Annotated in this window: 10 protein-coding genes; 2 read left to right on the top strand and 8 right to left on the bottom strand. The window is 32.0% G+C overall.

The features are described from left to right. Nucleotides 1–38: 38 nt before the first annotated feature. The 4 genes from N4T20_RS04730 to N4T20_RS04745 form a co-directional block, all read right to left on the bottom strand. A complete protein-coding gene (locus tag N4T20_RS04730) occupies nt 39–887 on the bottom strand; it encodes a class I SAM-dependent methyltransferase (protein WP_260671949.1) in 849 nt (282 codons plus the stop codon). 366 nt (nt 888–1,253) lie between these two features. Further along, nucleotides 1,254–3,125, bottom strand: coding sequence for a tRNA uridine-5-carboxymethylaminomethyl(34) synthesis enzyme MnmG (gene mnmG / locus N4T20_RS04735; RefSeq protein ID WP_260671950.1), 1,872 nt, complete (start codon nt 3,123–3,125; stop codon nt 1,254–1,256). Nucleotides 3,126–3,687: 562 nt separating this feature from the next. After that, nucleotides 3,688–4,107, bottom strand: a complete 420-nt coding sequence (gene ybeY / locus N4T20_RS04740) for an rRNA maturation RNase YbeY (RefSeq protein ID WP_260671951.1) — start codon at nt 4,105–4,107, stop codon at nt 3,688–3,690. Next, on the bottom strand, nt 4,104–7,505 hold the full coding sequence (locus N4T20_RS04745) for a DUF4175 family protein (protein ID WP_260671952.1): 3,402 nt from the start codon (nt 7,503–7,505) through the stop codon (nt 4,104–4,106). Before N4T20_RS04745 ends, ybeY begins: the two co-directional genes overlap by 4 nt. Before the next feature lie 164 nt (nt 7,506–7,669). Between N4T20_RS04745 and gltX the strand changes: the two genes are divergently transcribed. Continuing rightward, on the top strand, nt 7,670–9,175 hold the full coding sequence (gltX, locus tag N4T20_RS04750; RefSeq protein ID WP_260671953.1) for a glutamate--tRNA ligase: 1,506 nt from the start codon (nt 7,670–7,672) through the stop codon (nt 9,173–9,175). A 133-nt stretch (nt 9,176–9,308) separates the two neighbouring features. Then, the gene (locus N4T20_RS04755) at nt 9,309–10,292 is read left to right on the top strand and encodes an SPFH domain-containing protein (RefSeq protein WP_260671954.1); all 984 of its coding nucleotides are present in this window, start codon (nt 9,309–9,311) and stop codon (nt 10,290–10,292) included. 20 nt (nt 10,293–10,312) lie between these two features. Here the strand turns inward: N4T20_RS04755 and N4T20_RS04760 are convergent, their stop codons facing one another. From N4T20_RS04760 to N4T20_RS04775, 4 genes are all read right to left on the bottom strand, one after another. After that, nucleotides 10,313–10,567 (bottom strand): DUF6327 family protein, encoded by a 255-nt coding sequence (locus N4T20_RS04760; protein ID WP_260671955.1) that lies wholly within the window; start codon nt 10,565–10,567, stop codon nt 10,313–10,315. A 2-nt stretch (nt 10,568–10,569) separates the two neighbouring features. Next, nucleotides 10,570–10,920: a competence protein gene (locus tag N4T20_RS04765; RefSeq protein WP_260671956.1), complete on the bottom strand. Its 351-nt coding sequence runs from the start codon at nt 10,918–10,920 to the stop codon at nt 10,570–10,572. A 75-nt stretch (nt 10,921–10,995) separates the two neighbouring features. Continuing rightward, entirely contained in the window at nt 10,996–11,322 is a 327-nt protein-coding gene (locus tag N4T20_RS04770; RefSeq protein ID WP_260671957.1) for a YtxH domain-containing protein, read from the bottom strand. A 93-nt stretch (nt 11,323–11,415) separates the two neighbouring features. After that, nucleotides 11,416–11,895, bottom strand: a complete 480-nt coding sequence (locus tag N4T20_RS04775; RefSeq protein WP_260671958.1) for a hypothetical protein — start codon at nt 11,893–11,895, stop codon at nt 11,416–11,418. Nucleotides 11,896–12,514 lie beyond the last annotated feature (619 nt).

Raw genomic sequence — 12,514 nt, forward strand, 5'->3', positions numbered from 1 at the left:
CTTATGATGAAATGGCTTTTTGGTGTATAATTTAAGCTTTATTTGTTCTTTAAAACATAAATATGCGATGAATATTCTTTTGTGCTTTTTGCTTTCCAATTTGATCGCAGACCAACAAAGAAAGCTTTGATATAATTCATTTTTCCCGTTTTATATTTTTCAGAAAGAAGACTCACATAAAATGAATCAAACTTCATTGGAAGTATCTTTTCTAATTTCATGTCCACTCTTTCAAAAAGCAATTGAATTGATTTTTTCGAAAAATGCCAAAAATGAATTGGCACATCATAAGCTGCCCAAAAAGTTTCATAATGACCTGCGTCAAACGATTTGTAGTTTGGAACCGCAACAATTAATGTTCCAGTTGGTTTTAATAAACGCTTCAATTCTCGAATCTGATGTTCTAGATTTGGAACGTGTTCTAAAACGTGCCACATTGTAATTACATCCAAAGAATTACTTTCAAGAGCACTAATTTCTTCTACAAATGAAATTCCTTTTTCTTTTGCAATATTTTTTGCTCTATCGCTTGGTTCTACCCCAATTGTTTCCCAGCCGTCATTTTTTGCTGTTAAAAGAAAATCTCCAGTTCCAGCACCAATATCTAAGAGTTTTCCTTTTTGTGGTTGCTGGCTGTTAATTAAATTCAATTTATTCTTAAGTGCAATATTTTTTACGAAGTGATATGCTTTTTCAAATAACGAACGTTTGTTATCTGTATGCGAAATATAATCTTCACTTTCGTAGTATTTACCCAAATTTTGAAGTTCAGGCTGTGGTGAAGTAATTAGCATATCTAATTCTTCATCGTAATACAAATCAAAAATTTCTTTTGAAACAGAATGGTCTTTTACCGTAAGAAAATGTTTTTTATTTAAAACGTCCATTTTAAAATTATAGATATTGGGTTTAATTTATAGCAAATCCTAAAAACGAAATTCTATCGCTTTTAGGATTTTTATTCTTTTTTTATTCTTCTATTTATTTCTATTTAGTATTTGCAGAAATTTGATAAATTCAACTTGATTGCAAAACTCTTTGTCTATCAAATTTTAATAATTAAATGAGTAAAATCATTTCAATTCTAGCAAAAGGTTTCACGTGGAACAGCAACAATTTTAGTTTTCTGACTTTAGATTTTAGATTTATATTGTATTTCGAAAATAAAAATCAAAAAATAGTTTCACGTGGAACAAGTCAATTTTCAAAATATTACAATAATCTGAAATCTACAATCTAAATTCTACGATTACTTACCTTCCCATATAAATCAAAAGCACAGAAATATCGCTTGGCGATACTCCGCTTATTCTTGAAGCTTGAGAAATGGTTACAGGACGAATCTTGCTTAATTTTTGTTTGGCTTCAATTGACATCGATTTAATTTTGCTATAATCGAAATTGTCTGGAATTTTTACTTCTTCCAAACGATTTAATTTATCAGCATTATTTCTTTCTTTCTCAATATATCCAGAATATTTCACCTGAATCACGGCTTGCTCAACAATTTCTTCGTCTAGATTGTTTTCTTCGATGTAAGTCGAAACTTTATCAAATTTCAACATATCCTCTAATTCAATTTGCGGACGAGAAAAAATCTTGAACATTTTATCACCTTGCGATATTGGTGCAGATTCTTTCGCTTCCAAAATCGGATTTGTTTCTGCAATTGTAACGCTTGTTTCTTTGAAGAACTGAACCATCTTTTCAGACTCATTCATTTTCTTTTCCATTCTTCGCAAACGATCTTCAGAAGCTAAACCAATTTCGTATGACATTGGGGTCAATCTGAAATCGGCATTATCTTGTCGCAACAATGTTCTATATTCTGCTCTCGATGTAAACATACGATATGGTTCTTCCGTTCCCTTCGTAATCAAGTCATCAATTAAAACTCCAATATAAGCTTCATCACGTTTTAAAATCAATGGATCTTTTTCGTGTACTTTCAAGTGCGCATTAATTCCTGCCATCAAACCTTGAGAAGCTGCTTCTTCATATCCAGTTGTTCCGTTAATCTGTCCAGCAAAATACAAACCTTCAACTAATTTTGTTTCCAAAGTATGTTTCAATTGTGTCGGTGGAAAGAAATCATATTCTATAGCATAACCAGGTCTAAAAAATTTTACATTCTCAAAACCTGCGACAGAACGAAGCGCTTTAAATTGAATATCTTCTGGAAGAGAAGTTGAAAATCCGTTTACGTAAACTTCGCAAGTATTCCATCCTTCTGGCTCCACAAATAATTGATGACGTTCTTTATCTGCAAAACGATTAATTTTATCTTCAATAGATGGACAATATCTTGGTCCTAAACTTTTGATTCTTCCGTTGAACATTGGAGAACGATCAAAACCTTCTCTCAAAATATCATGAACGTTCAAAGACGTATACGTCATATAGCAGGAACGCTGATGCTTTAACGGAGAAGTCACATCTGAATAAGAAAACTTATCTGGCTTTGCATCTCCTTTTTCTTCGTTCATTTTAGAATAATCCAAAGAACGTCCATCTACACGAGGTGGAGTTCCTGTTTTCATTCTTCCAGCTTCAAAACCTGCTTTAATCAGATCTTCGGTAATTCCGGTTGCAGCACTTTCTCCAGCTCTACCTCCACCGAACTGTTTTTCTCCGATATGAATTAAACCATTCAAAAAAGTACCATTTGTCAAAACAACAGATTTGGAACGAATCTCCACACCAAGTGAAGTTCTAATTCCTTTTATCTTTCCGCCTTCAATAATTAACCCTTTTACCATTTCTTGATAAAAATCAAGATTTGGAGTTTTCTCCAACATCATTCTCCATTCTTCTGCAAAACGCATTCTATCACTTTGAACTCTTGGAGACCACATTGCAGGCCCTTTTGATTTATTCAACATTTTGAATTGAATTGCAGTTCGATCTGAAACGATTCCTGAGTATCCACCAAGTGCATCAATTTCGCGAACGATCTGTCCTTTTGCAATTCCACCCATTGCAGGATTGCAGGACATCTGTGCTATGTTTTGCAAACTCATTGTAACCAATAAAGTTTTTGATCCCAAATTTGCAGCCGCTCCCGCAGCTTCAGAACCAGCATGGCCTGCACCAACCACAATAACATCGTATTCTTCTAAAAACATTTTGTTTTATTATTCTCTAAAAACCGCTAACGCGGTTTCTAGAATTACATTTATATTTTTCTTGTTCCACGTGGAACGTGTATTCTTTTTTTGTTTCAAGTTTCACGTTTCAAGTTTCAGGCTTCAAAATTTCAGTTCAAATCGGAATCTTCAAATTTCAAAACAAAAGTTCCACGTGGAACTCTCTAATCTTTCAAATCAAAACTTTCAAATTAGAACTTTCAAATTAGAACTTTCAAATTAGAACTTTCAAATTAGAACTTTCAAATTAGAACTTTCAAATTAGAACTTTCAAATTAGAACTTTCAAATTAGAACTTTCAAACTAGAACTTTCAAACTAGAACTTTCAAACTAGAACTTTCAAACTAGAACTTTCAATCTTTGTGTTTCACGTGGAACACAAAACTTATAAAAAACACATTCTAATAAAATCGTTCCACGTGAAACACTATTATAAAAACTTTTCTTTACACCAAATATGTTTCACGTGAAACATATATAAAAATAAGTACTATGAAACGTTTCACGTGGAACACTATATAATCTTAAAAAGAAATTTAACTACTGTTCCACGTGAAACATCTTCATCTTCTCTTCTTCCTTTGCTCTCATCAATTGAGCATCCTTATCAGATTTATCTTTGTAACCACAGTAGTGAAGTATACCATGAGATAGAACTCTTTTTAGTTCTTCAGCAAATGAAACATTAAAGTCTTTAGCATTGTCTGCAACACGTTCTACAGAAACAAAAATATCTCCATTTAACTCGTTACCAACTGTATAATCAAAACTAATGATATCTGTTAATGTATCATGATCTAAATATTCTACATTAATTTTATGCAGATAATCATCATCACAGAATATATAATTGATTTCGCCTTCATTCTTGTTTTCAGAAACAATGACAGCACTAAGCCAATCGCTAAATGCTTTCTCGTCTCCTAAAGTAAAATCTGTTTCGTAATTAAAATTTATCATTTTGTTTTAAAGTATTCTTGAACTTTTTGATTAAAATTCGAGCGCAAAGGTAGTGATTGTCTGTTTAATATCTCCACACTGTTTAAATATTCCAGCAATGAACTTGGTAAAGCATTCGAACGATTAGTAAATTCAGCCTTATTGGTTTCAGATTGCCTTTGTGTATCTTGCCCTTGCTGCTGAACTGCATTGTTTAGTTTCCATAATTCTTGCTGGATATTTAAAATACGTTGCAGGTTTTCATTCTTAAATCCTTTATTCAAAATCTGCTTTTCAGATTGCTTCATCTGGTCTATTACAGATCTGCCTTGCGCATCTAAACCTTTCTTTGCTAATTCTTTTTGCAGTGCTTCTCTAAGTTTAACTTGCTCTTTGTAAATCTCCATTATAGCTTCTGCATCACCTTCACCATCCTCTCCTTCATTTCCATTTTTTTCTCCTTTTCCATTCTTTCCATCTTTACTAGAAGTGCCTTTATCTCCACTTTTGTTTCCTTGGCCTTCCTTACTTTGTCCATCTTTACCCTGACCGTTTTGTCCTTGACCAGACTTCCCATCTTTTACTTCACCAGGTTTATCACCTTGTTGCTGTCCTGATTTCATTCCATCTTTCATCTTATCAGCAAGGCCTTTTTGTTTCTGAATAATATCTGGCAATTGCATTCCCTGTCCATCTCCAGGTTTTGGTTTTCCTGCGCCTGGCTTAGGCATAGACATCTGCATATTATTCAATAAATCACTTAAGAAATCGGCTAACTTATTGGCAGATGAAACTGCGTATTGCTGGTGTGAGACTCCTCTTGGAATTTGAACATCTGTTAAGGTTTCTATCGCCTTGTCCATATTGTATTGCACGTTTCCAATTTCTTTAGTTACATCTTCAGCTACCTTTGGATTACGTAACGAAAGTGCAAACAAACTATCATCGACGTGTCTGAATTGCTGTTTCAAATTCTGTTGAATCTTAATGTTTTTTGTGAATGTAGAAGAACCTAATTTCATAGCTTTAAACTGTTTCATTACATCTTCCTGCGATAAAGAATAAGCCAAAAGGTTATCTAGAATCTGACGAAGCATTGCTACATCTTCTTCTAATTGCTCCTGCTCTCCCCCTTCCATTTCGCTCTGCATTTCCTGAGCCATAGACTTCATTTTCTTTGCAGCACTTTTCTGTTTTGGCTTAGCTCCAGAAGTATTTTTTTTACTCAATTCTTCAGAAGCTTTATTAAGATCATTGTCTACATCTTTTTCTTTAGAAGCATCTGATGGAATGTCCAAAGGTTTCTTTAAAGTTTTGTTCTCTTCTTTCAAATCTTTTAAATCTTCCTGAATCTTATCAAAAGATTTATTGATTTCATCCTGCTTCTCTTTTGTATTTTCTTTCTCTTTATTTGATAACTGTTCCTGTTGTTCTGACAGTTTGTTTAGTTTCTCAGCGACCTGCTCTGCCTTCTTTGAAACATAAAAACGCTTGGTTAATTCAACCAATTGTTCTAAATTACGAGATTGGTTTTTACTGATTTGTTTGAACTTTTCCATCTTATCGAACAATTCTTCACTGTTCAATTTATCATTCAAGTTCTTTAATTCGTCTAATAATTTCTGATTCTTTTCTAAATCTTTCTGAGCATTATCTAAACGCTTTTGTAAATCTTCGGCAGTTTTATCTTTCTTATCATCTTTAAACTTATCCAAATTCTGATTCATTTTTTCGGAAAACTGTTTCATCATCTCGTCTTGCTGTTTCTGACGTTTGATAAAATCATTGATCTTCTGCTGATCTTTAAACTCTAAATTATCTTTTTCTTTTCCTGTATTTTGAAGCTTATCCATTTCTGAAATCTGCTTAGTTTGATTCTTTAATGATTTAGATAAACTATTGATGTTTTGATTTTGCTGTTGCAATTCTTGATCTTGAATCTCATCTGTTGTAGCAACTCGATCTGAAAATGTAGAAGACTTTGTACTCTTAAAACCATGTGGTGCATCATTATCAAAAACCTCAAAATAGTACTCGTATGAAACCCCTTCTTCTACTGGAAGGTTACTTGGAAAATTAAAAACAAACTGATCAAATACTCCAGCTTTCACAGGAATGTTTCCACGTTTAGCAGACTGAGGTTTGTTACGTTCGTAGTATACAATTTGTAATTTTGAAAGTCCGTAATCATCACCCAATCTTCCTAGAATATAGTTCTTATCTAGCTTCAAACTATCTGGTGCAGGGCCTACGGTAATGCTTGGATGCTGATCTTTGATTACAGACAGCTGATAGTCCAATTTCTCGTAGTTTTTAACTTTATCATTAGACGTAAGAATTTGATATTCTGTGTTTTGACTAATATTTTTAGCCAATTTAAACTCATTATCTGCCTTATTGAACTTAAATACTTCATTATCTCTTTTCCATACCACTTCTTGCGTAGATTTGGTGTTCATTCTCCAAGTTACAGTGGTTCCTTCTGGTACAATTGCGTTTCCTGTTCCTTGAATTGTCTCAGATTTTTTCTTTAAATAAGAAGGGAAATTTAAAACCATTTCGAAGTTTGCAATAGATGGAACTGTGATCACTTTCAACTCATACTCTTCAGAAATAACTGTATTTCCTTCAAAAGAAAATTGAATATTCTCTACTGGTTTTTCTACTTTAAATTCAAACTTTCCAGGTTGAGAAGATTCCATAAAATAGCTTTCATCACCAATATGAATCATTACATTTTCGGGAACTACGTTTCCAACAGATTCCATTTTAATGACAAAGTCTTTGTTTTGTTCTGCTTGCAACTTAGAATTCAGAACAACAAATTTGAAAGGAGCTGGCGGCAAAAATGCAGAATTGAAATGCACTACCCTATTCAAACTTTGAGAAATTACATTGCTATTTCCAGAAATATAAAACACTGCAAAAAGTAAAATTGGCACTAAAGCTAATGGCAAATACTTTTTATTTGCTTTAAAATTAATTGCATTTCCAAACGGAATTGGCTGTAAAGAATTTGCCTTCTGTTCTATCGAAGCCAAAACCAATTCAGAACTTTCAGCATTATTTTCTGAAGACAATTGCAAAAAGTTTGTCAGCTTATCACTCACTTCTGTAAAATGATTTCCTATAATTTTAGAAGCTTGAGTATAGTCAATTCCTTTCTGAAGTTTGAATAATTTAAACAATGGAAAAAGAATCAAACGAACCAAAAGGAAAACTTCAACTCCTACAAATAACCAAAATAGAAATGTTCTTCCCAATGGTTTTAACCATAGAAAGTACTCTACAAAAAGCGTAAACAAAAAATATAATAAACCAAAACCAGTAAAAAGCAAGATCCCTTTTATCAATTCATTGGTATAATATTTCTTAATGAAAGCCTCTAACTTTTGATATATTGCAGATGATGTTTTCAAAATAAATCTGTTTTAATTATAACCTATAAAAGTAGTAATTATAACAATAAGTATGAAAGCCTAAAGTCGAAAGTCAAAAGTTTAGCACACAGCCAAAAACCTTTCAGACTTTCGACTTTAGGCTTTTGACTAATATCGTATCTTTGCAACAAAATTTTAAACAAATGTCAAAGCAAGTTCGTGTGCGTTTTGCACCAAGTCCGACTGGACCGTTACATATTGGCGGAGTTCGTACTGCCTTATTTAATTATTTATTTGCAAAAAAACATAACGGTGTTTTTTATCTGAGAATTGAAGATACAGATCAGACTCGTTTTGTTCCAGGTGCAGAGGCTTACATTATGGAAGCTCTTGAATGGTTAGGAATTGCTCCTGAAGAAACAGTTGGAAAAAATGAAAAATTTGGTCCATACAGACAAAGCGAACGTAAGGATTTATATCAGCAATATGCAGATCAGCTGATAAATTCTGGCTGGGCATATTATGCTTTTGATACTCCAGAAGCTTTGGATGCACATAGAAAACAACACGAAGCTGAAGGAAAAACATTTATTTACAATCATCACAATCGTGAAAAATTGGATACTTCTCTAGTTATTTCTGCAGAAGAAACTGCTAAGAGAATTGCAAATGGAGAACATTATGTGATCCGTTTTAAAACTCCGGTTGACGAAACTTTACATTTGAAAGATATTATTCGCGGAGATGTGAAGTTTGAAACTAATCTTTTGGATGATAAAGTTTTATTCAAAAGTGATGGAATGCCGACGTACCATTTAGCCAATATTGTTGATGATCATTTAATGGAAACTTCACACGTAATTCGTGGTGAAGAATGGTTGCCATCTATGCCACTTCACGTTTTACTATACAAAGCATTTGGTTGGGAAGCTCCAGAATTTGCACACTTGCCTTTGATTTTGAAACCAGTTGGAAATGGTAAATTATCAAAAAGAGATGGAGACAAAATGGGATTCCCGGTATTTCCTTTAGAATGGAAAACTGAAGAAGGTGTTTCATCTGGTTATAGAGAAAAAGGATTTTTTCCAGAAGCGGTTGTTAACTTCCTTGCTCTACTTGGATGGAATGATGGAACTGATAAAGAGTTATTTTCTTTAGAAGAATTAGCAGAAGCTTTTGACTTGAACAGAGTTCATAAAGCTGGAGCAAAATTTGATCCAGAGAAAAACAAATGGTTCAACCACCAATATTTAGTAAAACAAAATGATGCTGATTTAGCGAAGAGCTTCTCTCCTATTTTAGAGGAAAAAGGCTTCTCAACTCCACTCGAAGTGACAATTCGTATTGTTTCGCTTATTAAAGAAAGAGCAAATTTCGTTTCAGATTTTTGGGAACTGACTGATTTCTTTTTCCAAGCGCCAACATCGTATGATGAAAAAGCAAGCAAAAACTGGAAGGAAGAAACTCCAGCTTTAATGCAAGAACTAATTTCAGTTCTAGAAAATATCGAAGATTTTACTTCTGCAAATATTGAAGCAATTGTAAAAGATTGGTTAACTAAAAACGAAATCGGAATGGGTAAAGTAATGCAGCCTTTCCGTTTAAGTTTGGTCGGAGCATTGAAGGGTCCTCACCTATTTGACATTGTTGAAATCATTGGGAAAGAAGAAACTATCTCAAGAATTCAGAAAGCTATTGAAACTTTGTAATTAAATTTCATTTAAAAATAGAAACGCTAAGAAACATCCAACAAATGTTCTTAGCGTTTTTTTAATGCTTAAAAAATTTAATTTAGAAGAATTTTCGTAATTTACCGAAATCATAAACATAAATTACATAACCATGAGTATAGCATTAATTATCTTTTTAGTATTGGCATTCTTCATTTTCATGTCGTCTTTCTTTACAGTAAAACAGCAATCGTCTGTTATTATCGAACGATTTGGAAAATTTCAGAGTGTTAGAAATTCAGGATTACAACTTAAAATTCCGTTGGTAGATAGATTGGCCGGACGTGTAAATCTTAAAATCCAGCAGTTGGATGTCATCATTGAAACCAAAACAAGAGACAACGTTTTTATCAAAATGAAAGTTTCGGTTCAGTTCAAAGTAATTCAAGACAAAGTTTACGAAGCATTTTATAAACTAGAATATCCACATGATCAAATCACTTCATATGTTTTTGACGTTGTTCGTGCAGAAGTTCCGAAACTAAAATTGGATGATGTTTTTGAAAGAAAAGATGATATTGCAGTTGCAGTAAAACGCGAATTGAACGAAGCGATGTCTACTTACGGATATGATATCATCAATACTTTGGTTACTGATATTGATCCGGATATTCAGGTAAAAAATGCAATGAATAGAATCAACGCTGCTGATAGAGAAAAAACTGCTGCAGAATTTGAAGCTGAAAGTTCAAGAATTAGAATTGTTGCAAAGGCCAAAGCTGAAGCAGAAAGTAAACGTTTACAAGGACAAGGTATTGCAGACCAGCGTCGTGAAATTGCAAGAGGTCTTGTAGAAAGTGTTGAAGTTTTGAACAATGTTGGAATCAATTCTCAAGAAGCTTCTGCCTTAATTGTAGTTACCCAGCATTATGATACTTTACAATCTATCGGATCTGATACCAATTCTAATTTAATTCTTCTTCCAAACTCTCCACAAGCCGGAAGCGATATGCTAAACAACATGGTTGCTTCATTTACGGCTTCTAATCAAGTTGGCGAAATGATGAAAAAAGGAAACAAAAAAATTGAAAAACCAAAACCGACTCATAGACAATCTGGTTATGAAGATGACATTCAATCAGATGTTCAACAATAATTTAAAAATAAAAAAGAGGCTTAATCGCCTCTTTTTCTATTTATAAACCAACCAATTACATAAGGTAAAATTGATTGAATAATTTTTACATATGAATTTGAAAAGTAATCGGTGTAAGATGAAATCACACCATTTACAATGTTCTGCGGAGTAATACTTTCTTTTGTTTTCTGAAAACTCAAAACCAATTTTTGATAATTGATTTCTTTTTCCAGTTTCAAAATTTCTAGATCTCTTTCAATCTCAGCATACGACGAGTATTTTTTTCTTTCCATAATTAATCATTAAAAAAGATTTCTGAAAATTTCTCCAAGATTGGTCCTTCCACAAATTTATCTTTTACGAAGAAAAGTAAAATAGTTATTACCAAATAGATTCCTCCTACTGTCAAAAATCCGAGAGCATTACTTTCAAACAAAGAACCAAAAGCATAAGCTGCGGCAAAAGATCCAAAAATCATAACCATACTGAAACATAATAAAATCAAAGTAAACTTAAAGATCAAAGTTGTAGATTTCATTGCAACCTTAAAACCCCAAAGTTTATAATAAGCTAAATGACTCTCAATATATTCTTTAGCCTGATCTTGAACTTTTTCAGTGTTTTCTTTTAATTCTTCAAAAGCCATAAATTATTTATTTTAAAATAAAAAAGCACAAAACTGTCTTATAAAAATAAGCAAGTAATGTGCTTTATAAAAATATTATTTCTGAAGTTTAGCGTTGTGCGCTTTAAGTTCAGCAAGTTTACTTTCTAAAAAGGTGATCACTTCTTCAGTTTTGTAACTCATATTCGAAAGTAAATCTTCATATGTTCCATCCAGATTTTTCTTTGCATGAGCAAACTTTTCACGCAAAACTTCTGAACTTGCATCAAATGAATCTTTCAAATTATGTCTTGCATCATCTAAACCTTCTTTAAGTTTTGCTCGAGTTTTAGATCCTTTATCAGGTGCAAATAAAATTCCGATTGCAGCTCCTGCTGCTGCTGCTGCCAAAATTGCTGCAGCTGTATTTAAATTCTTAGACATGATAGTTACAATTTAAAATTATTAATAAAGATACTCATTTTTAAAATGATAAAACTTTGACTAATTGTAATTTACAAAAAATTAACAATCTTATTAATACACATAAGCCACAGCTTCGTATTTACCATCTGCTTTTTCAACAATGCTTACAAAAGGATAACCATTTGAAGCCGATTTAGATTTGATTCTCATAGCAGTCTGGTTCTGATTTGCAATTGGCGGTTCACCTTTTGTCCTTGTTGAGACTCCTGTAAAACTAGCTGCTTGTTTCAGCCCTATTGTTTTTTCTTGCGGAAGAACAGTTACCATTTTGTAATCGTCTTTTGAATCGACTATTATTTTATCAGAAACTTTTTGAGTTTGTTTTGTTTCTTTATTTGTAATAGATGAAACTGCATATTTACTGATTTTGATTTCTTCAGAACTTCCGTTCAAAACATAATAAACAAAACCATTTTCGTTTTTAATAAAATTTACATCAAGCTGTTCACCATTGTGTTTTGTAATTTGATGTGTTTGCGAAATTGCTACGTTTGCAAATAATAATGCTACTGCGAAATATAAAATTTTCATGATAAATTAGATTTAAATTAAAAATTGTCAGAATTGAAATTTAAAAACTAAACTTTCACTCAAATTCAACATTATGGAATTTTGTCATTGTGATCCAATTTGAAAAATATCTTTTACGAGAGCTATTATCAAAATCACATCACAATAAAAATGAGAACATAAAATTGTCTTTTTTGAGAAATCAGTTTTGAAAATAGATTGTAATAAAAATTACGAGTTTTTAAAAACAATAAATTTTCAACTTAGATTCTTTACGGCAAATTTTAATTTTTTTACAAAAATCATCTCTGACTTTTGGTATTGAGTTAAAAATAGCAACTTTATAAACAATTGTGTGTTAACAAGCCGTTAAACTGACCAAAATGACAGTAAAAACTCAAATAAAGCGCTTAAATAAACAATAATTTAAAAAATGAGTTATCTGTCGGTTCATTTTAAAAAACGTCTTAAAATCAATTTATGAAGGTTAAAATTAATATACAAAAACTATTATTTTAAAAATTACTATCAATTAAATAAATAATAAATAAAAACTAAAAATTTAAAATAACAATAATTTAAATTTATAAATATAAAATTGTACTTAAAATTCAAAAAACTAAGAAAAAACTTTAATTTT

The organism is Flavobacterium sp. TR2 (assembly GCF_025252405.1).
Classification (GTDB): domain Bacteria; phylum Bacteroidota; class Bacteroidia; order Flavobacteriales; family Flavobacteriaceae; genus Flavobacterium.